Below are 24,585 nucleotides of genomic sequence, written 5' to 3'. Positions count from 1 at the left end.
CTTCAGGCGGGATCGAGCAACTCGCGCGCCTGACGCGCGATGTCGTCGTCGGTCAGCCAGGCGATGGCGGTCAGCATGTCCACCGACGTGCCGGCGGCAACGCCTTCGCGCACCCAATTCTCGATCGCCTTGACGCGCGCCGCGTCGTCGAGCGCGAGCAGCCGGCGCAACGGTTCGCCGACCGACGCGTCTTCACGCGCCGAGCGGATCAGCAGGACGAGTTGATCGACGTCACACATGGACCTGCCCTCAGGACTGCCGTGTCGAGCACGGCCTTGGCCGGCTTGCGGTCGGCCCACAGCTCTTCCAGTTCCTCGTCGAGCACCGCCCGCACGCGCGGGTTGCTCGCGGCATGGCTGGTCTGTTCTTCCTTGACACCGGCGCGCCCGGCCAGCTGGCGCAGCGCCACGCGGGCCACGCTGTCGGCACTCGGCGCTTCGGCCGGACTGATTGCAACCATGCCGGCGCGGTTCAGCGGAATGAAGCCGGTGGCCAGCGACCACCGGGCCTGGCGGTCCGGATCGAGCAGGAAGGTGACAAAGCGCGCGATGGTGCGCGTTTCCTCGGCGCCGCGACCGGCGCTCACCCACAGGCTGGCACCATCGGCCAGCGTGTGGCGCGGCGCGTTGCGGATGTCTTCGTGGAAGGGCAGTGCCGCGACACCGACGTCGAACTTGGCGTCACGCTTGATCTGCGGCCAGGCCGAGGAGCGTGCCGTCAGCACCTGACACTGGCCGCCGGCGAACATCGGGACCGCTTCGTCTGCACGCCCGAAAATGTGCAGGTAGCGGCTCTTGTACCAGGAAGACATCATGGCCAGATGCTTCACCTGCACGAGACCATTGATGGCGAGCGCTTCGCCGGTCTTGCCCTGCTTGCGCGCGAACGGCTCGTTGTGCCAGGCGCTGATGTTGTCCACATGGATCTGCGTCGGGCGAGCACTGGTGTAGGGGCAGGCGTAGCCGCCATCGCGCAGCGCGCCGAGCGCTTCCTGCAGCGAGAACCAGTGGGTCGGCGGCACGTTCGGGTCAAGCCCGACCCGGCTGAACGCGTCGCGGTTGTAGAACATGACCGGCGTCGCGAGCCCGATCGGCAGCGCATTCAAACGGCCTTTTGCGCCATTCAGGTAAGGGGGCATCGGCGCAGGGATGGCTGCGTGAGTGAATTTCTCCTTCGCGGTCGTCATCACCTGATGAAGCGGGATGTAGCGCGGCTTGCCATCGAGGAAGCGCTGACGCGCGCCATCGTCGAGCACCAGCATGGCCGGTAGCGTGGGCACAGCAGCGTCTGCATCTTCCCAGTTGCGCGTGCTGAGCACGATCTTCTGCTTGGCCTTGCCGCTGGCGTTGAAGTCATCCACCAGCGCCTGCAGGGCCATTGCCGCGCCTTCGTCCAGACCGTGAGCCAGTTCAAGTTCGGTGGCTTCCTTCGACGCGGCGACCTTGCCGCCGGCTTTCGCGCTGGCCTTTGCGGCCGGTTTGCTTGCCTTGGCGCTGGCCGCCGGCTTCGGGGCGGCCGTATTGGCGCCCGCCGACATCGGCGCGAGCATGACGCTGGCCGCGATCAACGCGGCTAACGGCTTGATGAACATCCGGAAATCTCCTCTGTGCAACATGGCAGGGCGCCCGGTCAAGGCGCCGGGTTGGTGTAGCGCAGGTGCAGCGCGTCGATGGCTTCGTTCAGCGCGTTCGACAGCATCACGGCCCACGCATCGATATTTTCCCGCAACTGGGTGCGCGTGGTCACACCGATCAGGGTACTCGCCACGGCATGGCGCCGATAGCAGAACGCGAGCGCCAGCTGGGTCGGCGTAAGTCCGTGTTCGTGCGCCAGCAGGGCGTAGGCGCGCGACGCCGGCGCCACATTTTCCTTGAAGTAGCGCTGGCCGAACTGCGGAAATTCATTGATTCGACCCGCCGCGTCGGCGCGTTCGGCGTACTTGCCGGTCAGGTGGCCGAAGCCGAGCGGCGAGTACGCCAGCAACGACACCTGCTCGCGCGTACACACCTCGGACAGGCCGACATCGAAGGTTCGGTTCATCAGGTGGTAGGCGTTCTGGATGCTCACCACGCGCGGCAGCCCTTCGTCGGCCAGGCGCAGGCAGGTCATCAGGCCCCACGGCGTTTCGTTCGACACACCGACATGGCGGATCTTGCCTTCCTCGATCAGCCGGCCGAGCGCCTCGAGCTGGCTGCGCAGCGATTCCGCCTCGCGCTCGCCGCCCGGGTCATATTCATACTGGCCGAACATCGGCACATTGCGCGCCGGCCAGTGGATCTGGTACAGATCGATGTAGTCGGTGCGCAGTCGCGCGAGTGATCCTTCGACCGCCTGACGGATGTTGCTTTCATCGAGCGCCAGCGGTCCGCCGCGTATCCATTCGATACCGCGTGCCGGGCCGGCCACTTTGGTCGCGACGATGACCGATTCGCGCGGCCGGCGCGCAAGCCAGTTGCCGACGATGCGTTCGGTGTCGCCGAAGGTTTCCGCGCGCGCCGGGACCGGGTACATTTCGGCCGCATCGAGAAAGTCGACGCCGGCCTCGAAGGCTTCGTCCATGATGGCGTGGGCCGTGCGCTCGTCGACCTGCTGACCGAAGGTCATCGTGCCCAGCCCGATGGCCGGGACTTCAAGCGTAGAGCGGCCGAGAAGCCGGCGCGCGATATCCTTCGTGCCGACAGCCTTCATTCCGGTAACTTTCGTAAGATTCATGCGGCGGACCAGATTGCATTCCCAAAAGCGCGACATGTATCACAGACCGGTCGGCCCGGCACGGATTCACCCTGAACGGACACACCTTGAAAACAAATCCCCTCGGCCTGCTGCTGTATTGCCGTGCCGGCTTCGAGCGCGAATGCGCGCAGGAGATCATGGACCGCTGCGGCGACGCCGGCCAGATGATCGAACCGCAGGCCCAGGCTGGCAGTGGCTACGTGGAGGCATTTGCCGATGCGCGCGCGCTGAGCGCCCTGATGCGCAAGCTGAGCTGGCAGGACCTCACATTTGCCCGCCAACTGGTGTGGGCGGGCCGTACCGTCGAAGGCATGACACCGCGCGACCGTGTCACGCCGGTGGTCGAAGCCGCTCTCGAACTGGCACCGGAGTTCAGCGACTTCCTGATTGAAACACCGGACTCCGACAACGTAAAAGCGCTGTCCGGCCTCAGCCGCAAGCTGGAAGGCTTCATGAGTCAGGCGCTTGAAACGGCCAACGCCTTCAGCGACGACCGGGAAGCACCACGCCTGCACATCTTCTTCACTGCAGCCGATCGCGCCACCGTGGCGCTGTCCTGGCCCGGCCGGCGCAGCGAGTGGCCAGGCGGCATTCCGCGCCTGCGCATGCCGCGCGAGGCGCCGTCGCGCTCGACGCTCAAGCTGGCCGAGGCGTTTCACAGCCTGCTGACCGAAGACGAACAGGAAAGGCTGATCAAGCCCGGCATGAGCGCCGTCGACCTCGGTGCCGCACCGGGAGGCTGGACCTGGCACCTCGTGTCGCGCCATTTCGAAGTGACTGCAGTCGACAATGGGCCGATGAAGCCGGAATTGCTCGAAACCGGCCAGGTACGGCACAAGAAGGAAGACGGTTTCCGCTTTGTGCCGCGCAAGCCGGTCGACTGGCTGGTATGCGACATGGTCGAACAGCCACGCCGCGTCGCTGCACTGGTCGCGCGCTGGGTCGCGCAGGGTCTGTGCCAGCATGCCATCTTCAATCTCAAGCTGCCGATGAAGCGGCGCTATGAAGAACTGCAACTGTGTTCCGACCTGATCGCCGAAGCGCTGGAGTCGGTCGACAAGAAGCACGAACTGCGTTTCCGCCAGCTCTATCACGACCGCGAGGAAGTCACCGGTTACCTGGGCGTACCGGGCAAGTCCGCATCCGCCCGTCGCCGGCACGGCTGAGCGGAGCGCCTGCTGTGGGAGTGGCGATCCACTGCCACAGGGGGTCGCTTACAGAAAGCCCGCACGAGGTCGCGTTCGGGTTCCTGAACTTCGAATCCGCGCCACGCGAAGGCGAGACCGTGCACTGTGCAATAATGCACGCGCAGTCGCCTCGCCGGTTATGGCGCGGCCCGGAGTTTCCAATCCGGCCGGATTACCCGGCCCGATTCTCCACTTCTCCCGCCCAGGCGCCTGCGCCCCGGGCTCGATACCCGCGCCAAACTCAAGTTGGCGCGCACTCGCGCCGGGTTTTCCGGAACCGATTTCCCCAGCCTGAACCGGCATGCCAGGCGGAAGTCCTTACACAAAGAGCTTCGCATACATGTCGTTTGAAGAACTCGGGCTCATCCCCGAATTGCTGCGCGCTGTCGCAGACACCGGCTACACCGTGCCGACCCCCATTCAGGCCCAGGCCATCCCCATCGTGCTGGCGGGCCGCGACGTCATGGGTGGCGCCCAGACGGGCACGGGCAAGACCGCCAGTTTCACGCTGCCGCTGCTGCAGCGCCTCGCGCCGCACGCCAGCAGCTCGCCATCGCCGGCCCGTCACCCGGTACGCGCGCTCATCGTCTGCCCGACGCGCGAACTGGCGATGCAGGTGCACGAAAGCGTGCGTACCTATTCGAAGCACCTGCCGCTGCGATCCGTCTGCATCTATGGCGGCGTCGACATGAAGGCGCAGGTGAAGGAATTGCGCGAAGGCCGCGAAATCGTCGTCGCCACGCCCGGTCGCCTGCTCGATCATGTCGAAGGCAAGAGCATCGCGCTCGGCCAGGTGCAGATGTTGGTGCTGGACGAAGCCGACCGCATGCTGGACATGGGTTTCATCCCGGACATCAAGCGCATCCTCGCGCTGCTGCCCGCACAGCGGCAGAGCCTGCTGTTTTCGGCCACCTTCTCGGAAGAAATCAAGAAGCTTGCGCAGGCCATGTTGCGCGACCCGCAGCTGATCGAAGTCGCTCGCCGCAATGCCACGGCCGAAACCGTCACGCACAAGGTGCATGCCTGCGCGACCGACGACAAGCGTGCGCTGCTGACGCACCTGCTGACGCAGCCCGACTACGTGTCGCGTCAGGCGCTGGTGTTCGTCAATACGAAATTCGGCGCCAGCCGGCTGGCCGTACACCTGATCCGTCAGGGTGTGGCGGCGGACGCCATCCACGGCGACAAGAGCCAGCAGCAGCGCACCGAAGCGCTGGAAGCGTTCAAGAGCGGTGCCGTGCGCGTACTGGTCGCGACCGACGTCGCGGCGCGCGGCCTCGACATCGAGGATCTGCCCTTCGTCATCAATTTCGAATTGCCGCATAACGCGGAAGATTATGTACACCGGATCGGCCGCACCGGCCGTGCCGGGCGCAGTGGCGAGGCCATTTCCCTGATGGCGCCGGAAGAGCGCGGCCGCGTGGCCGATATCGAAAAGTTGATCCGCAAGGAAATCGAACCGGCAATGCCGGAAGGCTTCGACCCCGGCCGCGCCCGACAGCGCGAAGCGCGCGAATCAAGTCCGCGCGAAGGGCGTGGTAGCGAGCGTCCGCGGGAACGCACCGTCAGCAACGGTGAGCGGCTGGAACGGCCCGAAGGCGCAGCACGCCGCGGCCGGTCGTCGCCCGGCGACACCGTGCGTGCGCCGCGCAGTCCGCGTTCATCGGCCAGCCAGGTTGCGGCGGACGGTTTCGACTTCAGCAAGCCTTACGAATCACTGCCCTCAGGCGATGGCCCGGCCGCAACGGCTGACGGCACCGCAGGCGGCGCCCGGCGTGGCAAGCGGCAGGTTGCCGCATTGCTGGGCGGCAACGGCAAGCGCTGACCACCGGGGCGGCCATGCCCCGGCAGACCAACGAGTACACGAACCGGAAGACATCATCCGACGAGTACTTCGTCGGGATTGCGCTCGCGCCGCACACGGCCCGAACGCGCTGACGCGCCGGTGGCAGCAGTGACGGAATCCCGGAAAAAAGCGGGGCGCCACCCTGCCCACCCCGGGACATAGTCTCTGGCGGACGTTCGATAACTGTACGAACGATTTGCAGAAATCGGTTGAAATCCGGACGGGTCAGCCGCTTGTGCAACCATGACCGGAGGTTGTTCGGCGCGATCGCGACTGCGCACCTCGTTTCGTTACCCACGCCGCATCTGCACCCCGACAGAAGACCTGCCTTCCGCAGGGCCTTTATCCGCGCGGCTCCGGGAAGACATCACTTCTCCAGCGCCTTGCCACGCCCGTCGGAAAGACCGCCCGCCAAGGGAATCCGAGCCGGGCTTTTGGCGCAAACCCGATAAATGGCATGCGTTTTGCAACACCAGTGCGTCGCTCGTTGCGACGAGAAATCCGACAGTCAGACGACTGATCCAAATTCGAGGAGACCATCGATGAAAAGAACTGCTCTTGCAGCGCTCGCCCTCACTGCCTGCGCGCACAGCACCATCGCGTATGCCGGTGTAACGGACGCCGACATCGTGAACGACGCCAAAACCACCGGAAACGTTCTTTCGTGGGGCATGGGGACCGAAGGCCAGCGTTTCAGCCCGCTCAAGCAGATCACTCCGAAGAACGTGAAGCGACTGGTGCCCGCGTGGTCGTACTCGTACGGCGGCGAAAAGCAGCGGGGTCAGGAAGCCCAGCCGCTTATCGTCGACGGCAAGATGTTCATCACCGCTTCATACTCGCGCGTGTTCGCGCTTGATGCCAAGACCGGCAAGCGCCTGTGGATCTACGAACACCGCCTGCCCGAGGGCATCATGCCCTGCTGCGACGTGATCAACCGCGGCGCTGCAGCATTCGACAACCTGATCATCTACGCCACGCTCGACGCCCAGCTCATCGCGCTGGATCAGGCCACCGGCAAGGTGGTGTGGAAGGAGAAGATCGACGACTACCAGGCCGGCTATTCGTCGTCGGCAGCGCCCATCATCGCCGGCGGACTGCTGCTGACCGGCGTATCGGGTGGCGAGTTCGGCATCATCGGCCGCGTCGAGGCACGTGACCCGAAGACCGGCAAGATGGTGTGGATGCGTCCGACCATCGAAGGTCACATGGGTTACAGGTACGACGCCGACGGCAACAAGACGGAAGCCGGCATCAGCGGCACCACCAATGCAACCTGGCCGGGCGACCTGTGGAAGGTCGGCGGCGCGGCGACGTGGCTCGGCGGCACCTATGACGCGAAGACCGGCCTCGCCTACTTCGGTACCGGCAACCCGGCGCCGTGGAACAGCCACCTGCGTCCCGGCGACAATCTGTACTCGTGCTCCACCGTTGCGATCGACGTCAAGACCGGCGAAATCAAGTGGCATTTCCAGGGCACACCGAATGACGGCTGGGACTACGACGGCGTGAACGAATTCGTCACCTTCGACATGAACGGCAAGCGCATGGGCGGCAAGGCCGACCGCAACGGCTTCTTCTATGTACTGGACGCCAACACCGGCAAGTTCGAGCGTGGCTTCCCGTTCGTCAAGGCGCTGAACTGGGCCAAGGGCCTGGACGAGAACGGTCGGCCGATCTACGACCCGGCAAACCGTCCGGGTGACCCGACCGCCAGTTCCGATGGCAAGAAGGGCAACGCCGTATTCGCGACACCGTCCTTCCTCGGCGGCAAGAACCAGATGCCGATGGCCTACAGCCCGGACACCGGCCTGTTCTACGTGCCGTCCAATGAATGGGGCATGGAAATCTGGAACGAGCCGATCACCTACAAGAAGGGTGCGGCCTACCTGGGTGCCGGCTTCACGATCAAGACGCTGGACGCCAAGGATATCGGCGGCGACTACATCGGCGCGCTGCGTGCCGTCGATCCGAAGACCGGCAAGATCGTGTGGGAAGTGCGCAACAACGCTCCGCTGTGGGGCGGCGCGATGGTGACCCGCGGCGGTCTGGTGTTCTGGGGCACGCCCGAGGGTTACCTGAAGGCGGCCGACGCCAAGACCGGCAAGGAAGTGTGGTCCTTCCAGGTCGGCACCGGCATCGTCGCGCCCCCGATCACCTGGGATCAGGACGGCGAACAGTACGTTGCCGTGACGGCCGGCTGGGGCGGCGCAGTGCCGCTGTGGGGTGGTGACGTGGCCAAGAAGGTTGCGTACCTGAACCAGGGTGGCTCCATGTGGGTATTCAAGCTGTTGAAGTAAGGATTGATCAGGAAGATCTGAAGACTCCTCCTTGCGCCCCGTTGTTGGGGCGACCGTAACCGGCGCCTTCTGGCGCCGGTTTTTTCTTTCCTGTCCGGTTTGTTGGCGCGCCTGCTGACCGGGTTGCCCGGCAGAGCACCCTGTGCAAAGTCCGCTGACGCCTCCGGGCGGCAGACCGGTTGTTGCAACCGATTTCGGTGAGCCGTGCAAAAATGCGGGCTCGCGGGAAAACATCCCCGCACACACAATACCTCTGGAGACCAGGAATGAAGAACAGATTCACCGCGCTGATGCTGTGCGCCGTCATGTGGCTGGGCGGCTTCGCTGGCGGCGCATGGGCGCAGGGCCGCGACCTTGACGAAGTTATCAAGAGCGGCCAGATCAAAGTTGCGTTGTACAAGGAATTCGCCCCGTTCTCCGACGTAAGCACAGGCGGCATCGACGTTGACCTCGCCAGGCTGCTGGCTGACCGGCTTGGCGTGAAGCTCGAAATACTGTGGTTCTCGGCCGATGAAAACATGGACGATGACCTGCGCAACATGGTGTGGCGCGGCACCGTGCTCGGCTATGGTCCGGCCGACGTCATGCTGCATGTGCCCATCGATGCGACCTACACGGCACGCAACGACAAGGCCATGTTCTTCGCACCGTACTACCGCGAAAAATTTGCCATCGCCCGCAATGTCGAGAAGATCGACAAGCTCGAATCGCTCGATGTCTTCCGCACCCAGCGCATCGGCGTCGAAGTTGAAACCTACCCTGACACGGTGCTGCTGTCGGCGGACGGCGGCGCCTACCGCAACAACGTCGGCCACTACAAATCTGCCGGCGAAGCGCTGGCAGCGATGAAGAACGGCGAAGTCAGTGCCGTGATGGGCATGCAGAGCGAGATGGAAGCAGGCATTGCCGGTACCAGCGGCTACGCGATTGGCGACGTGCCGCTGCCGCTGGTCAATCGCCGTCAGTGGGTCATCGGCCTCGCGGTGAAGGCAGGCAACGAAAAGCTGGCCCAGTCGCTGCAGGCCGCGATGAACAGCATTGCCGAAAAGGGCGAACTGAAGGAGATCTTCAAGCGCCACGGCGTCGAGTACCGCGCACCCTGATGCCCGTGCAGGGGCGGCATCGCGGTCAGGTTGGCAGCCCCGCCGACACCCGGCTCGATGTCGCCGCCCCTGCATCGAGCGACAGAAAAAAGCCCCGGAAATCCGGGGCTTTTTTCTGTTCAACCCGCTGTCGGGTCAAAGCCCTGGATCAGCTGTGCTTGTAGTGCTTGCGCAAGGGCTTCACCACTTCCCACATCGACTTCATGCCTTTCGGGAACACCACGAAATCGCCAGCCTTGATCACCACCTTTTCACCGCCCTGCGGCGTGACATGGATTTCGCCTTCCAGCAGATAGGCGCTTTCGGTCATGCCGAAATCGAGCGGAAACTTCGACACTTCCTTCTCCCAGATTTCCCAGCTCGATACGCCCAGTTGCTTGAGCTTGTCTTCCGACGGATTGTGTTCAACGATGATTTGAGACATGGTCATTCCCGGGTTGGTGATTGAAATAAAAGCAAAAAAGCACTCGATCGAAATTCTGGGAACCTGAATTTTCCGGACAATCCGCGGCCCGCCTGAATGGATATAGCCGGACGCCGCGTGATCGGTACGCGACGCATCGTCACCACCGCTGCCGCACGTGTCAAGGCAGCCCCGGGCCGGATCGCAGAAACGAACCACATCGCTACGGCGCAACAGGGCATCCCATGCGCGAATTCCCGCGAACGGAACAGGTCGGGATTTCATTCCGCCGATCGCGCAGCGCAATGACAATCGACCTGCCTGGCGCGGACGACGTTCGCCAGCGGAGCCGGCGGTGGGAGCTGTTCCTGTGGGAGCCGCTCCCACAGGGCCGGTGCCGATCGCGGCACCGGGGGTCAGCGCAGGGCTCGGGCATCGGGCGCCGGATCGAGCACGAACCTCACGCTGTGATGGCGTCCCTCGCCGTCCATCACAGTTAGCCGGTGTTCGCCGGGGTCGTCGAGCAGAAGCTTGCCGCCGCCATCCGGCGTCACCCGCCGGCCATCGAGCAGCCAATACACCGTGCCATGCGCGCCGCGCGCTGCGAGTTGAAGCGACACATGGCGCTGATGTGGCGCGGGACGCAGGCGCAAGCCATCGGTGAGGCCGACGATACGCAGCGTGGCGGCCGGTGCAGTGTCGACCGGCGCGCAGCCCGGTTGCCAGTCGGGCAGGCGCTGGTCGGCCGGCTGCCAGCCTGCGAGCCACGGTTGCAACAGCACCGGCCAGCGGGCGAACTCCTGCATTTGCCCATTGCCACAGCCCGACACCGTGCGCAGACCGCTGGTCGGATCGATCCACGCTGTCTGCCGCAGGCTGCTGCCGTCGATACGATCGGGTCGCGTCGGCGGTACGGCACCGGCGAGTGACCAGGCGCTGCGACGGCGATGGCACAGTGGCGCAGGTGTATCAGCCATCGCGGTGCCGAGTGGCCAGCAGATGTCGACCGCCTGCACCGACATCGGCCGGTCACGCGGCGCGGGCGCTGCGCGCGGCAGCGCCGCGGCGATGTCCTTCAGCAGCGGCGCTGCCGCGTTGGCGCCGAAGAACCCGGGATTGGGCGTGCCGTCCGGCCGGCCTATCCAGACGCCGAGGGCATGGCGACCGGACACGCCGACCGCCCAGGCATCGCGAAAGCCGAAGCTGGTGCCGGTTTTCCAGGCCAGCGGCGCATGGCCACCGCCTTCGATGAAGGGGCGATCCGGGTGACCGCCGCCTTCCAGAATGTCACGCACGATCCACGCCGCGCCCGCACTCATCAGACGCGATTCGACGCGCGGTGCATCCGGTGTGAGGCGCGGCGTGCCGGCCAGGCCGCCGGCAGCCAGCGCGCGGTAGGCGCCGACCAGCTCTTCCAGCGTGACCCCGGCGCCGCCCAGGATGAGGCTCAGGTTGGGCTGCTCTCCGGTCGCGATGCGCAGCTTGAGGCCGCCCGTGGCGAGCCGGGCGGCGAAGCGCGACGGCGTGATCTGGTCCAGCAGGTCGACGGCCGGCACGTTGAGAGAGCGCTGCAGCGCTTCGGCGGCGCTGACCGGCCCCGAAAAGTCAGCCTGGAAATTACCCGGCTGATAGCCGCCAAAGGCCTGCGGCGCGTCGATCAGCAGGCTTTCGGAATGGATGAGGCCGTCGTCCAGCGCCATCGCATAAAGAAAGGGCTTCAGTGTGGAGCCGGGCGAGCGAACGCCGCGCACCATGTCGACATGGGCGCTGCGTCCGGCGTCGGTGAAATCGGCCGAACCGGCATAGGCGCGCACCTCAAGTGTGTCGACATCCATCACCAGCGCGGCGATCGACACTTTCGGCGGCAGCACCGAGGCACGGTCGGCCAGCAGCCGCTCGACCGTGCTCTGCAGTTCGCGGTCCAGCGTGCTGGCAACGCGGGTCAGGCCGCGCCGGTCCGAGCGGCGCACCTGCCCGCGCAGACGTTCGGCCGCCAGCGGTGCCAGCCAGCCGCCCTGCAGGCGCTGCGCGATGACCGGCTCGATGCGCGCGTCGGCCACCACTTCGGGCGTCCAGATGCCGAAGTTGGCCAGACGCGCCAGCACGCGATCTCGCGCGACCTGCGCCGCCTGCGGCGCGCGGTCCGGACGCAGACGGCTGGGCGCACGCGGCAGGGTGGCGAGCAGCGCCGCTTCGGCATGGCTGAGGTCGCGCGACGGCTTGCCCAGGTAGGCGCGACTGGCCATCTCTACGCCTTCGACGATGCCACCCATCGGCGCGTGATTCAGATACAGCGTGAGGATGTCGTCCTTCGACAGCCGCCATTCGAGTTGCAGCGCGCGCGCCATCTGGCGCAGCTTGCCGCGCGGCGTGCGCGGCACCGGTTCGAGGATGCGTGCGACCTGCATGGTGAGCGTGGAGCCGCCGGACACGATGCGACCGCTGCCCGCCCACTGCCACGCAGCGCGAGCCAGTGCAGCCGGATTGACGCCCGGATGCCAGCGGAACCAGCGGTCTTCATAGCCCAGCAGCGCCTCGACATAGCGCGGCGACACGTCGGCCAGTGTCACCGGATAGCGCCATGCGCCATCCGCACCCGGCCAGGCACGCAGCGGGCTGCCGTCGCGCGCGAGCACGATGAAACCGTCGTCCGGCCCGGGCAGCGACGGCGGAAACAAGCGATCCAGCAGCCACAGCGCAAAAAACAAAAGCAGTGCCGCGAGAAACACACGGGTGAGCAGGCGCCCGCCGCGTTGCGCCGCCGGATCGGTGACAGCCGGCACGGACACTCAGCGCAAGCGCAGCGCGGCGCCGTCTCCAGGCGTGGGCGGCGGTGCCGGGTGCTGCCTGTCGGCGTTCTTAGCACGTCCGTCGATGCGACCATCGATATCGACAACGTCGACCACTTCAATCGCCTCGACCGCGCGCGCATACAGCCAGCAGGCGGTGGCGACCACGGCCACGGCGATCCACATGCCGAAAGGGTTGCGGCCGTCGCGCCGCCGCTGCGGAGGGGGGTGTGGCTGCCGATGCACGGACTGCCCGCCAGCGGGTGACGCCTCGCCCCGGGCAGGAGGACGTGGCACGTCCGGGATGTCGCTGACCGGGCTGGCTTCCCAGCGTTCGATGACCGCGCGCCCGGCGCCATAGTGGTGATCATCCACCATCAACCGGATCAGGCCCGCAGCCGGCAATTCTCCCATGCCGCCCTGCAGGAACTCACCGTGGATCACCGCGGGCACGCCTTCCTGTGCCAGCAGATCCTTCAGCAGATGGGCTTCCACGAGGCTGGCCGCTTCGTAAAGGGTTTTCATCGTGATCGGTGCGCAGAGGATGAATGAAATGAAGGGTACATCACCACCGCGGGCAGATCATGTTGCAGCGCTCACAGCGTGTCCGCAGAACGGTTATCGAGTATCCGGCCTCACATACTGAGCGCTCAAGCCGCGGTCGGTCGCGGCGAGGTCGATCGAAATCCGCAACGCGCTCACTGCGTCTCCCGAAGTCGTCCACGTCAGGTGTTCTCCGCCGGGCAGGCAGTCATGTGTGCGATCGATGCTTGCCGGCAGCGCGCGGAAATAGCCGCTGGCGCCCGCCTGATTGCTGACTGTGACGAGGTCGCGAGGCAATGGCGCCGGCAGATCGACACCGCCGCTGCTACGCCAGCGCGGCACGAAGTCCGCCGCCGGCGGCAGCGCGACCGGATCGGCGGGCTGGAACTCGGTCAGTGCAGCGCCGGAGGCGTCACGCCAGTGCAGCCTGAGCCGCGGCAGCGCGGTGCCTGGCCGCCATGCGAAATGCAGATCTGCGCCGTTGCGGCACATGTACGGATGCATCTGTGTCGCGGTGTCCGCCCAGTGACCGCCCGACATCGCTTCGACGCGCTCGACCGTCACACCCGCCGGCGCGCGCAGCGACTGAACGAGGAGGTCACCGGCGCCTCCGCCGACGGCGGCCAGCCGGAAACGCAGCACCGGCCGCACGTCATGCGGCAGCGGCCGGTGATCGGTTGCGGCCACGCGGGCGCCATCGATCAGGCGCACCAGATGGAAGTAAGGCATCTGCAGCGCGCTGACGATGCCGACCGGCAGCAACAGCATCAGCAGACCGCTGGCCGCCAGCCATGCACTTTCACCCCGACCCAGCCGAGGCGAGGCGAGCCACCCGGCCAGCCCGTGCAGACCGAACCACAGCAGTGGCGCCAGCGTGAACAGCGCGACGTAGAACACCGCCAGGCCTTCCATGCCCGACACCGCGCGCGCGGCGAACAGTACGGCGGCCACGGTCAGGGCGAGGATGGGCAAGGAACACAGGCGCACGAACAGCGCACCGCCGCCCTTGCCACGCGCCCGGAACATGCGCAGTTCGATCACGATCAGTACGCCGACGGCGATCAGCAGCGCCAGCAGCACGCCGCCCCAGAAAATCAGACCGAAGGTACCGAGCGTAGCGGGGAGGCGCGCGAGGGAGGCGAACATGACGTGTGCTCGGTGCGACAGCCTTCAGCGGACGCGCCGCACGTTCAGACCCGGCGAGGCAAGGTCCTGGAAACTGGTGGTCAGCACCTCGGCCAGCCGGTCTTCGGCCAGCCCGCGCGGGAGGGACACGTCATAGTCACGATGACGCATGCCGGGGCCCAGCCGATAGGCGACCCACGCCCCCGACTCCTCGCAAACCTCGACCTCGAATCGTCCGTAGACTTCGAAAACCATGTGCGTAACCCGTAGATTGACGCCTGAAAATCCGGATACCCCGTCCGGGGAGGACCGGATGCGTGCCTGCAGACCAGAAAGCGCTTCTCGTGGCGCCATCATTCACGAGAAATCGGGCCTCGACCGTGATGCAGCGCGGGCGGAGCACCCCACGCGAAAAAATATTCGTTTCGCCGTGCCAACCTGCTCACCGGCTGCTCAAGCCGGATCGTTGCGCAGTCGTAAAAGCGGACTGGAGGACGTCGGCTGCAAGTCTGCGTCACCGGCTGACTGGTTCCGCGACTGCGTACAAGGATAACGCCAACATGATGAGCGAAAAGGCCACCGAACAAACCTATGTTGCGCTTCTGCAAAACTGGATCGCAAGTCTGCGCAAGCGCTTCAAGCTCAGCCCGTCGTGGACGGCCGCAATCGACAGGCTGGAGCGCCGTCTGGCCGAGCGCCCGCAATCGGTCACCGCACTCGATGTGGGCCGCCTGTTCCAGCCGCTCGAAAAGCATCGCGCCGTGACCGAGCAGACCCCGGGGGCGGACCGCGCGCTGCAATACCTGATCGAGTCGGGCCGCCTGGGCGCGATCGACAAGGCATCGGACGAGCTCTATGCGTGGTTCCGCAAGCACTACCTGTGGGCTACCGGCAGCATGTCGATCAACGTCAGCGAGTTGAACACCCACACCTCGGACGAAGCGATCCGCCAGTACTTCAATGCAGGTTGAACCTCAGAAGCTCAGTTGATCGACGCCATGGGCAGGGTTGGCAGGGTGTGCGGCAAAGCGCCCTCACACGGAGGGTGACGGCGGGGCGAAGCACGAAACTCGCAAGCGCACGCTCCCCCATCAGCATTTCCAGCGATCAACCGAGGTTTTCAGGTCGAAGCGCCGCATCAGCTGATGCGGCGATAGCCGCCGGGCACGCCGGCCGGCGACAACACCCACTGCCAGAGCTGGATGTCGCGTGCGCGGAACGCACCGGCGCACGACAGCAAGTAATAGCGCCACATGCGGCGAACGCGCTCGCCGAGCTGGTGGGCCCATTGCGGCCAGGCGGCTTCGAAATTGGCATGCCAGGCCATCAGCGTGCGGTCGTAGTCGGCGCCGAAGTTGTGCAGATCTTCCACCACGAACAGATCATCAAGTGCATGGCCGATCTGGCCGACCGCCGGCAGGTCGCCGTTGGGGAAGATGTAGCGGTCTATCCAGGGATCGGTGGCGCCACGCTGCGTGTTCTTGCCTATCGTGTGCAACAGCAGCAGGCCGTCCGGATGCAGGCAGCGCCGCGCCACCTGCATGAAGGTACGGAAGTTCTTGCGCCCGACGTGCTCGAACATGCCGATGCTGGCCACCCGGTCGAACGCTTCATCGACCTCGCGGTAGTCCTGCAGCCGGAATTCCACCGGCAGGCCGGCGTAGCGTGCGCGCGCCCACTCTACTTGTTCGCGCGACACGGTCACGCCGACACATTCCACCCCGTAGTGCTCGGCCGCGTAGCCGATCAGACTGCCCCAGCCGCAGCCGATATCGAGCAGACGCATGCCTGATTGGAGCTTGAGCTTGCGGCACACCAGATCGAGTTTGGCATCCTGCGCAGCCGCGAGGTCATCGGCGTCCTTCCAGTAGGCGCAGGTATAGGTCATGCGCGGGTCGAGCATGGCCGCGTAGAAATCGTTGCCCAGATCGTAGTGACGCTCGCCGACCTGCCAGGCACGGCGCCGCGTCTGGCGGTTGAACAGGTGCGCGCTGAGCGCGTGCATGACGATGCGCGCCGGCTGCACGCGCTCGCCCAGACGTGCCCGCAGCAGCCGGGCGAAGAATTCGTCGAGACGGTCGGCGTCCCATTCGCCATCCATATAGCTTTCGCCCAGCCCTAGGCTGCCCTGCGCGAGCAGGCGCGCCGGCAGGTCCGGCGAATGAATGCGCATGTCCCACGGTTCCGGTCCGTCCACTTCGATGCCGGCCTGGGCGAGCAGCCCGGACAGCACGCGGAATTTCGACGAATGGGCGTCGTCCTGCGGCGGCCCCCTGAAAAGTGCTTCGCGCAACATGGCGACACCTCCCGGACTTCGGAACAATGAGTTTAGACCAGGTCCAGACTAGCGCGCGGGGCGCGGCGCGGATCAGGAAATCCGCGCAACCGCGCCTCAGGAATATCGCGAAGCGCTCAGCCGCCCAGGCTTTCCAGAAACTGCACCGCCACGTCTTCGCTGCGCGTGCGGCGCATCGGCGGCAGGCTGCGCCAGATGGTCTTGCCGTAGTGCTTGTCGATCAGGCGCGGGTCGCACACCACAAGCACACCGTGGTCGTGCTCGTCCCGGATCAACCGGCCGGCGCCCTGCTTCATGCTGATCACGGCATGCGGCAGCTGGTAATCCATGAAGGCGTTGCGGCCTTCGCGCTTCATGTGTTCGATGCGCGCCGACAGCACCGGGTCGTCCGGCGGTGCGAAGGGCAGCTTGTCGATGATGACCAGCTGCAGCGCGTCGCCGCGCACATCCACACCTTCCCAGAAGCTCTGGCTGGCGACCAGTACCGCGTTGCCGGCGGCGCGGTGCCGCTCGAGCAGCTCGCTGCGCGTGGCCTGGCCCTGCATCAGCAGCGGGCGCTCAGGATCGTAGGCAGACAGCTTGTCCTCGATCAGTTCGTGGATGCGCTTCATTGCGCGCAGCGAGGTGCACAACACGAACACGCCGCCGCGGCAGGCCTTGATCAGCGGCCACGCGGTACGCGCCACTGCTTCGGCGTAGGTGGGCGCCGACGGCTCCGGCATGTTTTCGGGCGCATACAGCAGCGCCTGCTCGCCGTAGTTGAAGGGGCTGCCCCATTGCGCCGTCTCGGCGCCGGCGAGGCCCAGTTCGCCGCAGTAATGCCCGAAATCGCCGCCGACCGCCAGCGTGGCCGACGTGAATATCCACGCCCGCGGGTTGTCTTCCATCTGGCGCCGGAAAATGTCGGCCACCGACAGCGGCGTGGCGTTCAGCGCGAGCGCCTGCGTATACACCTCGGCCCAGCGCACGCGGTCGGGCTGGTCAGGCTTCTGCCAGCGTTCGATGCGCGCCACCAGATCGAGCGAGCGCTGCCAGCACTTTTCCAGCCCCTCGCTGCGCCCGGCCTGGGTTTCGAGCACGCCGGCCAGCTCGTGCAAGGCGTCCAGCACGGTGGCCAGCGCTGGCGCGAACGCGGTGCGCTCGTCGATCTGCACCGCCGACAGCCGCACGTTCTCTTCGCGGAACACCAGCCGCAGGTCGCGCGCCGTCTTGGCCATGCGCTCGGCGGTTTCAGGCAACTGCTTGAAATCCTTGGCGTTGATGACCGCCTCGGCGCGCGTGTCGCGCGCCAGCTCCAGCATCTGCGAAGTCGATACCGACTCGCCGAAGAACAGGCTGGCGGTCTCGGCAAGCTGATGCGCTTCGTCGAACACCACCGCATTGCAGGCCGGCAGCAGTTCGGCCACGCCCTCGTCACGCAGCATCAGATCGGCGAAGAACAGATGGTGATTCACCACCACCACGTCCGCCTCCATCGCCTCGCGCCGCGCCGCGGTGACGAAGCATTCCTTCGCGTTCGGGCAGTCCTGGCCCAGACAGTTGTCGCGCGTCGAAGTGGCCATTTGCCAGGCGCCCGACTCTTCCGGCACCTCGGTGCACTGCGCCTTGTCGCCGCTGCTCGTCACCTTGGCCCAGCGCGCGATGGCCTGCAGATGCCCGGCCTCTTCGCGCGAGCCGAGCCGGCCGTCGTGCAGGGCACGTTCGAGGTGGTAATGACACAGATAATTGGCGCGCCCCTTCAGCAGCGCAATGGACACCGGCACGCCCAGCGCGCCGCGCACCGTTGGCAGGTCGCGCTGGAACAACTGGTCCTGCAGCGTCTTGGTGCCGGTCGACACGATCACCTTGGTGCCGGACAGCAGCGCCGGCACGAGATAGGCGTAGGTCTTGCCCGTCCCGGTGCCCGCCTCGACCACCAGCACCCCGCGCTGTTCGATCGCAGCCGCCACCCGCTCGGCCATTTCCGTCTGCTGCGCGCGCGGAGTGAAACCTTCGATCACCCGGGCTAGCGGGCCGTCGACAGCAAAGGTGGTGGGAATGTCGGACACGAAGAGGTGATCGGAAGAAGAGTGGCCGAAGTGTACAGCACGCCCCGGCGCTGACCTGCATGGCGGGCCACATTTCTCATCCGGAAAATCTCTTTGGTATATTCAGGTACCACTCGACTCGATGATCAGGCGATGGGCGACGGTGCCCCAATATCGAAATCGGCAGCAGGGTCGTCCACGGCGCCAACGCCGGACCCGGTCAGGCCGGATTGTCGTGATTGGCGCCATTGCGTGCGTCGCCAACCCGACACGGGCGCGGACTGTTCAGAGTCGTTTCAGCCCTTCTCCGTAAGTAATGACTTCGTAGACCTGGGCGTACTTGAGCGCGGCGTCGGCGATGGTGTCGACCTTTTCGGCCGTATCCATCTTCTTCATTCTCGTCTTGTCGAGATAGAGGAAATCGATCAGCTCGTTGTAGACCGAAGTGTCGTCGATCGGCAGCACATAGACCGATACGCCGTCGAACTCGATCTGGTAGCGCGATGCGCGATCGAGGTCGGACACATAGATGAAGTACTTCCCGCCCGCCTTGATGGTGTGGCCCAGAGCCGCGATCAATGCAGGCAGTGCTTTGAAGGATGGCAGCGAACCGGCGAGAAACGAAAGGGTTGCTTCGCCGTTGTCCGCTACGGCAATGGTCTCCTTGAGCGATACGAGCGGTTCGGTCGTCAGGGTGATTTCACCGCGGAAGCCGAAACGGCGGGGAAGGTGCGTGGGCCCTTTGAGTGCAGGCTTCTGCAGGCGACTTTCAGCTTCAAGACGCTGAAACGCGGGAGATTCGGTGGTGGCAGTCATGGCGTGTCCTGTTGATCCCGTCAGCTGGCTGGATTGCCATGGCGAGGAAGTTCTTTCGCGGGCGAAAGCGGTGGAAGGACAAAAGAGCCTGCCCCGACAAACGTGTTCGAGCAGGTCTCCAGGCAAAGGAGCGTGGCTGGTCCTGCATTACGCAAGACGCGATGGAATCAGTGGTTGATCGACGTGATGCGGACGAGATTGCCCGGACCTGCCGTCGCCATGTGCGGAACTCCCTCAACACCGACAAAGCACTTATCGAGCCATGCAGACCAGGGCGCCAGTTCGCAGTGCGGCATGTCCGGCGCTACCGCCCGCGGGCCACGCTGATGTTCCTTCACGGGCGTGCGAAGTCGTACAGATCGCGGCGATTGAACGAGAGCAAGAGCCGACCGTTGGTCTCGGGGAAGCCGCTGCACGACGATGCCAGTTTCCCGTATGGCGTCGCGGTGAAGCGGGCTACGGGTCGCCCGGGCAGTCGATCGCTAATGCGCAGCGGTTGAGCTGCTGAGCGGCTGGCGGCGCCGGCTGGTGAGCAGTGCGGTCGCGTCGCGGGCAGGCAGCGGACGGCTGAACAGGTAGCCCTGCATGACCTGGCAGCGATGCTCCTGCAGGAAGGCAAGCTGCGGCATCGTCTCGACGCCTTCGGCGACGACTTCCATGCGCAGGGCGTGGGCCATGGCGAGGATGGACGCGCAGATGGCGGCATCGTCCGGGTCGTCGGAAATGTCGCGCACGAATGAGCGATCGATCTTGATCACGTCCAGCGGAAAGCGCTTCAGGTAGGCAAGGCTGGAATAACCGGTACCGAAGTCGTCGACCGCGATCGACACGCCCATATCCTTGATCTGGCGCAGCACGCGCACCGACTTTCCAGCGTCCTGCATGAGCAGTGATTCGGTGATTTCGACTTCCAGATTGCCCGCATCGAGGCCGCTGTCCCGCAGCGCAGTCGTGACCGTCTCCACCAGGTCGCTGCCGGCAAACTGGCGGGCTGACAGGTTTACCGCCATGCGCAGGTGCGGGCCGAATTCGTTGACCCAGGTGCGCGCCTGGGTACAGGCTTGGCGCAATACCCAGGTACCGATCGGCACGATGAGGCCGGTCTCTTCGGCCAGCGGTATGAATTCCAGCGGCGACAGCAGGCCGCGGCTCGGGTGGCGCCAGCGCACCAGCGCCTCGAAGCCGGCGATGCGTCCATCTTGCGTCAGATCGACTTTCGGCTGGTAGTGCAGTTCAAATTCGTCATTGGCCAGCGCGGCGCGCAGCTCGCGCTCCAGTTCGAGCCGGTTGTTGGCCGCGCCCCCCTCTTCCGGGTTGTAGAAGCGCAGCGTATTGCGCCCTTCCTTCTTCGCCCGGTACATCGCGAGGTCGGCGTGCTTCAGCAACGTACCCGCGTCGTCGCCATCGGTCGGATACAGCGCCACGCCCATGCTGGCGGTGCAGTAGATCGGATGACCGAGCAGTTCGACCGGCGGCTCGATGGCGCGCATCAGGTTGCGGCATACCATTTCGGCGTCGGCAGCGCAGTGCAGGTCGGGCAGCACGATGACGAACTCATCGCCGCCCTGGCGGGCCAGCGTGTCGCTCGCGCGCAGGGCATGCGACAGGCGCTCGGTGATCTGGCGCAGCAGTTCGTCGCCAGCGTCGTGGCCCATGCTGTCGTTGATGACCTTGAAACGGTCGATGTCGACGAACAGCACCGCCAGCATGGATTTGCCGTCGGACTGGCGGACCAGCGCGCGGTTGAGGCGGTCGCTCAGCATGGCGCGGTTGGGCAGACCGGTCAGGGCGTCGAAATTCGCCGCCTGGTAGAGCTTGGCTTCGCTGAACTTGTGTTCGGTCACGTCGCGGGCGATGCCGTCGACGCGCACGCGTGCGCCCGATTCGTTGCACACCACGCGCGCGCGGTCGTGTATCCAGCGCACCTCGCCATCGGGTCGCACGATGCGGTACTCGCTCGCCAGACTGCCGACCTTCGACACTTCTTTCAACGAATGGCGCATGCGCTCGCGGTCGTCCGGGTGCACCATGTCGAGCCAGTCGATGCGGCCGTCAAGGAATGCCTCCGCCGGTACGCCGTAGATATTGACTGCGGCCGGGTTGAGATAGACCAGTCGCTGCGTTCTGAGCTCGATCGACCAGATGATGTCTTCCAGCGTGGCGAGGATGCTCTGCAGGCGCAGTTCGCTCTCGCGCAGCACGGCAGTCGCCGCCAGCTGCTCGCGTCGCGCTGCCGCCTTCTTCAGCTCCCGATCGATGACGGGCGGCAGGCGCTGCAGGTTCCTCTTCAGCAGGTAATCCTGCGCGCCAGCCCGCATTGCCTCGACTGCGATGTCTTCGCCGATGCCGCCCGACACGATGATCAACGGCAGGTCGGGGTCAAAGCGCTTGACGATATTCAGCGCGTCCAGGCCATTGAAGGTCGGCAGCAGGTAGTCGCTGATGACGATGTCCCACCCCCCTTGCACCAGCGCATCGCGCAACGCGCCCGGTGTTTCGACGCACACCGACGTGACGTCGTAGCCACCGGCCCTCAGGCGGACCAGCAGCACGCACAGGTCAACAGGGTTGTCTTCGACGATCAGCGCGCGCAGGGCGACCTTGTTCGCGGAAGCGTCCGATTGCTCGTGATCCGTCATGTTGCGGAGGTGTCCTGCATTGGGTGTGGTCTCCTCGATGTCCTCATGTGCTGATCGGGACGTGCATCAGTATCGGCAACACGGTCGGCTCACTTTAGCAGCGCGCGGCCCGGGGCCGTTCAAGCAGGTGTTGATCGGCGCGTCGGAACGCAGAGACACACGGCCGCCAGCGCCACGCCGGTGGCGATGACGCATCTGCGCCATCCCGATGAACACCATGCCGGAAGGTTCGGGTACCGACTGGCTCTCAAGCTCTGCATCGGGACATGTCTGACATCAGCATGATGTCTTTGCACCCGTCATGGCCTTGAATACCATTTTCGTGCGAAGCGGATCCGCCCGAACCGTCATGACCTACTGCCCCACCTTGACCAGCGAGCGCATCCGGCTCATGCGTGCTGCGGGCAGGGTGCGCGCACCGCGCAGCTCTGCCAGCGCCCGCATAAAACTTTACGATTCGTATGTAATTCAAAGGTCGTCGCTGCCGCAGCCCGCAGTGACGGACGCGCACCGCGCGACGCCGCTGGGTAAATTTCTTGTAATCTTGCACCCCGCAGGGTGTCCGGACCACAAAGCGAACAAGTCCGCAGCCGCTGCAGCCCACTTGATTCAAGCGATGACGCACCGGTTCCGCCCAAAGCACTCGATGAAGATTTGCCTGCCGGCTTCAAGTTTGCGCAATAGCGGCCTTTTCCATTTCGCACTTCGCCCGCTGCTTGTCGTGACTCTATGTCTCGGCACCTGCAGTGCTGCATTCGCCGAGATGCTGCGCTACGGTGGCGACCGCAACTTCCAGCCCTTCGAGTTCATCGACGAGAACGGCCAGCCGCAAGGTTTCCAGATCGAACTGCTCGCCGAACTGTCGCGCGTTACCGGGCTACATATCGTCCCGCGGCTGGACGACTGGTCAGCCATCGAGGCCGATTTCCGGGCCGGCCGGCTGGATCTGATTGCAATGTCGCGCACGCGCAGCCGCGAGCAGTGGGCGGCGTTTTCCACCGCGCATGCCACGCCCGCCATGTCCATCTATCACCGTCGCGACACCGATGCGCCGGTTTCGATGGCCGACCTGGCACGCGGCACGATTGCGGTGCCCGACAGCGAACCGATGCGCGATACCCGGGCCAACTTCTTCCCCGGCGAGCAGTACCGCTTCCTGACCGTTTCCGATCACGCGGCCGCGTTCGCGGCACTGCGCGACGGCGCGGCCGAGTTCGCACTGATGCCGCGCGCCTATGGCGACAAGCTGCTCGAGAGCGGTCAGTACGACGTGGTGATGGCGAGCAACTTCATGCTGCGGCTGCAGGACTACGGCTTCGCGGTGGCGCCGGAGAATGAGGCGCTGCGCGAGGTGTTGAATGATGCGCTGAAGGTGCTCGAGCGCTCCGGCCAGCTCGACGCAATGCGCATGAAGTGGCTCAGCAGCCATCGCGTAGCAGCCGATCTAAGCGTGCTCGAGGGGCGTGTGGTCACTCAGCGAATGGAGCTGATGCTGCTCGGCGCAGGGGCGGCTGTCGTACTGGGCTGGCTGGCGCTGCGGCTGCGTCGCCGTGTGGCGCAGATCGCGCGCGAACGCATCCGTCGCGCCGAAGCGGAACAGGCGCTGCAGCGGGCCGAAGACCGGCTGGCATGTGCCTTCACCCATCATCCCGACGCCATGCTGATCAGCGAGTACCACAGCGGCCGCGTGCTCGATGTCAATGACGCACTGTGCCGGCTGGCGGGCGCCGAGGCGGACACGCTCATCGGCCAGCCGATCGACGCGCTGCCGGCGCTCGTCGATCCGGATGGACTGCGCGCCCTGCGCGAACTGATGCGTGCCGACGGCGAAGTGAGCAGCACGCCGGTGCGCCTGCGCAGCGCCGACGGCGATCTGCGCGCCTGTCTGGTGTCATCCGAAGAATTTCAGTCGGACGGCGTACGCGCGGTGTTTTCCATCATCCGCGACGTCACCGACCTGCTGCGCGACAGCGATGCGCTGCGTGCTGCCTACGATGCGCTGACCGAATCGGCGCACCGTCAGGCCGAAGCGCTGGGCCAGGCCCGGGTGGCGCTGGCCGGCACGCAAAGTGAAATGCAAGCGCTGACCGCCTCGATCTCGCACGACCTGCGCGGGCCGCTGCGCATCATCCGCGGTTTCTCCCGCATGCTGCGTGACGATCTGCAGGCCGGCAACTTCGACAAGGTGCTGCAGCATGCCGAACGCATCGAGAATGTCGCGCGTCGCATGGACGACATCGTCGAGGCGCTGACCCGGCTCGCTGGCGCCGCCCGGCACCCGCTCGAACCGGTACGCATAGACATGGCGGCCAGCGCTGCCCGCGCGTGGGCGCTGCTGACCGATATGGGCGAGACCGGAAGCACCACACTGCGCATCGGCGAACTGCCATTCGCGACCGGCGACGAAGCAATGCTGGCCCAGGTGTGGCAGAACCTGCTCGGCAACGCCTGCAAATACTCGGCAAAGGCGGAGGATCCGCGCGTGGCCATCGACGCCTTCGTCGAGGACGGACGTCAGTGGTACCGGGTGACCGACAACGGCGCCGGATTCGACATGGCTTACGCCGGGCATCTTTTCGAGCCCTTCCGCCGTCTGCATCTGGCAAGCGAATACGCCGGTTCCGGCGTCGGGCTGAGCATCGTGCAGCGCATCGTTCGCCACCATGGCGGTGACATCCGGGCACGCGGCAGTGTCGGCGTCGGTGCGGTATTCGAATTCACGCTGGAGCAGCCCGCCATCGAAACCGGAGACCCGGCTGCACCAACCGGCTGAGTCGCACA

At 65.5% G+C, this 24,585-nt stretch carries 18 protein-coding genes; 6 read left to right on the top strand and 12 right to left on the bottom strand.

Going from position 1 to position 24,585, the window contains the following annotated elements; genetic code table 11:
- Nucleotides 1-2 precede the first annotated feature (2 nt).
- The 3 genes from NMQ14_RS07530 to NMQ14_RS07520 are packed head-to-tail and all read right to left on the bottom strand — an operon-like array spanning nucleotide 3 to nucleotide 2,712.
- Nucleotides 3-239: a hypothetical protein gene (locus tag NMQ14_RS07530; RefSeq protein WP_257094871.1), complete on the bottom strand. Its 237-nt coding sequence runs from the start codon at nucleotides 237-239 to the stop codon at nucleotides 3-5.
- Nucleotides 209-1,591: an extracellular solute-binding protein gene (locus NMQ14_RS07525; protein WP_257094870.1), complete on the bottom strand. Its 1,383-nt coding sequence runs from the start codon at nucleotides 1,589-1,591 to the stop codon at nucleotides 209-211. Before NMQ14_RS07525 ends, NMQ14_RS07530 begins: the two co-directional genes overlap by 31 nt.
- 38 nt (nucleotides 1,592-1,629) lie before the next feature.
- Nucleotides 1,630-2,712, bottom strand: coding sequence for an aldo/keto reductase (locus NMQ14_RS07520; protein ID WP_257094869.1), 1,083 nt, complete (start codon nucleotides 2,710-2,712; stop codon nucleotides 1,630-1,632).
- Between the two features lie 86 nt (nucleotides 2,713-2,798).
- On the opposite strand from NMQ14_RS07520, the gene rlmM reads away from it, so the two are divergent.
- The 4 genes from rlmM (at nucleotide 2,799) to NMQ14_RS07500 (ending at nucleotide 9,166) form a co-directional block, all read left to right on the top strand.
- Nucleotides 2,799-3,899 (top strand): 23S rRNA (cytidine(2498)-2'-O)-methyltransferase RlmM, encoded by a 1,101-nt coding sequence (rlmM, locus tag NMQ14_RS07515; protein ID WP_257094866.1) that lies wholly within the window; start codon nucleotides 2,799-2,801, stop codon nucleotides 3,897-3,899.
- Nucleotides 3,900-4,260: 361 nt separating this feature from the next.
- Entirely contained in the window at nucleotides 4,261-5,745 is a 1,485-nt protein-coding gene (locus NMQ14_RS07510) for a DEAD/DEAH box helicase (protein ID WP_257094864.1), read from the top strand.
- A gap of 563 nt (nucleotides 5,746-6,308) precedes the next feature.
- Nucleotides 6,309-8,063, top strand: coding sequence for a PQQ-dependent methanol/ethanol family dehydrogenase (locus NMQ14_RS07505; RefSeq protein ID WP_257094862.1), 1,755 nt, complete (start codon nucleotides 6,309-6,311; stop codon nucleotides 8,061-8,063).
- A 266-nt stretch (nucleotides 8,064-8,329) separates the two neighbouring features.
- Nucleotides 8,330-9,166: an ABC transporter substrate-binding protein gene (locus NMQ14_RS07500; RefSeq protein WP_257094860.1), complete on the top strand. Its 837-nt coding sequence runs from the start codon at nucleotides 8,330-8,332 to the stop codon at nucleotides 9,164-9,166.
- Nucleotides 9,167-9,314: 148 nt separating this feature from the next.
- On the opposite strand, the gene NMQ14_RS07495 is transcribed toward NMQ14_RS07500, so the two are convergent.
- The 5 genes from NMQ14_RS07495 to NMQ14_RS07475 form a co-directional block, all read right to left on the bottom strand.
- On the bottom strand, nucleotides 9,315-9,590 hold the full coding sequence (locus tag NMQ14_RS07495; protein ID WP_069040748.1) for a cupin domain-containing protein: 276 nt from the start codon (nucleotides 9,588-9,590) through the stop codon (nucleotides 9,315-9,317).
- 395 nt (nucleotides 9,591-9,985) lie between these two features.
- Complete coding sequence (gene pbpC / locus NMQ14_RS07490; protein ID WP_257094858.1) at nucleotides 9,986-12,352, bottom strand: penicillin-binding protein 1C; 2,367 nt, start codon at nucleotides 12,350-12,352, stop codon at nucleotides 9,986-9,988.
- A gap of 6 nt (nucleotides 12,353-12,358) precedes the next feature.
- Nucleotides 12,359-12,883, bottom strand: coding sequence for a DUF2007 domain-containing protein (locus tag NMQ14_RS07485; RefSeq protein WP_257094857.1), 525 nt, complete (start codon nucleotides 12,881-12,883; stop codon nucleotides 12,359-12,361).
- A gap of 93 nt (nucleotides 12,884-12,976) precedes the next feature.
- On the bottom strand, nucleotides 12,977-14,047 hold the full coding sequence (locus NMQ14_RS07480) for a hypothetical protein (protein WP_257094855.1): 1,071 nt from the start codon (nucleotides 14,045-14,047) through the stop codon (nucleotides 12,977-12,979).
- A gap of 24 nt (nucleotides 14,048-14,071) precedes the next feature.
- On the bottom strand, nucleotides 14,072-14,281 hold the full coding sequence (locus NMQ14_RS07475; RefSeq protein WP_257094853.1) for a hypothetical protein: 210 nt from the start codon (nucleotides 14,279-14,281) through the stop codon (nucleotides 14,072-14,074).
- A gap of 62 nt (nucleotides 14,282-14,343) precedes the next feature.
- Here NMQ14_RS07475 and NMQ14_RS07470 point away from each other — a divergent pair, with 62 nt between their 5' ends.
- Nucleotides 14,344-14,997 (top strand): hypothetical protein, encoded by a 654-nt coding sequence (locus NMQ14_RS07470; RefSeq protein ID WP_257094851.1) that lies wholly within the window; start codon nucleotides 14,344-14,346, stop codon nucleotides 14,995-14,997.
- A gap of 167 nt (nucleotides 14,998-15,164) precedes the next feature.
- On the opposite strand, the gene cfa is transcribed toward NMQ14_RS07470, so the two are convergent.
- From cfa to NMQ14_RS07450, 4 genes are all read right to left on the bottom strand, one after another.
- Nucleotides 15,165-16,322 (bottom strand): cyclopropane fatty acyl phospholipid synthase, encoded by a 1,158-nt coding sequence (gene cfa, locus NMQ14_RS07465; RefSeq protein ID WP_257094849.1) that lies wholly within the window; start codon nucleotides 16,320-16,322, stop codon nucleotides 15,165-15,167.
- Nucleotides 16,323-16,438: 116 nt separating this feature from the next.
- Nucleotides 16,439-18,370: an ATP-dependent DNA helicase gene (locus tag NMQ14_RS07460; protein WP_257094847.1), complete on the bottom strand. Its 1,932-nt coding sequence runs from the start codon at nucleotides 18,368-18,370 to the stop codon at nucleotides 16,439-16,441.
- A 264-nt stretch (nucleotides 18,371-18,634) separates the two neighbouring features.
- Nucleotides 18,635-19,165 (bottom strand): hypothetical protein, encoded by a 531-nt coding sequence (locus NMQ14_RS07455; protein WP_257094845.1) that lies wholly within the window; start codon nucleotides 19,163-19,165, stop codon nucleotides 18,635-18,637.
- Nucleotides 19,166-19,647: 482 nt separating this feature from the next.
- The gene (locus tag NMQ14_RS07450) at nucleotides 19,648-21,804 is read right to left on the bottom strand and encodes a bifunctional diguanylate cyclase/phosphodiesterase (protein ID WP_257094843.1); all 2,157 of its coding nucleotides are present in this window, start codon (nucleotides 21,802-21,804) and stop codon (nucleotides 19,648-19,650) included.
- Between the two features lie 721 nt (nucleotides 21,805-22,525).
- Between NMQ14_RS07450 and NMQ14_RS07445 the strand changes: the two genes are divergently transcribed.
- A complete protein-coding gene (locus NMQ14_RS07445; RefSeq protein WP_257094842.1) occupies nucleotides 22,526-24,577 on the top strand; it encodes a transporter substrate-binding domain-containing protein in 2,052 nt (683 codons plus the stop codon).
- Nucleotides 24,578-24,585: the final 8 nt, after the last annotated feature.

Origin of the sequence: Methyloversatilis sp. XJ19-13 (genome assembly GCF_024580155.1) — a bacterium.
Lineage (GTDB): Bacteria > Pseudomonadota > Gammaproteobacteria > Burkholderiales > Rhodocyclaceae > Methyloversatilis.
Note: the sequence above shows the minus strand (reverse complement) of the source record. Positions and strands in the feature narration are given on the sequence as shown.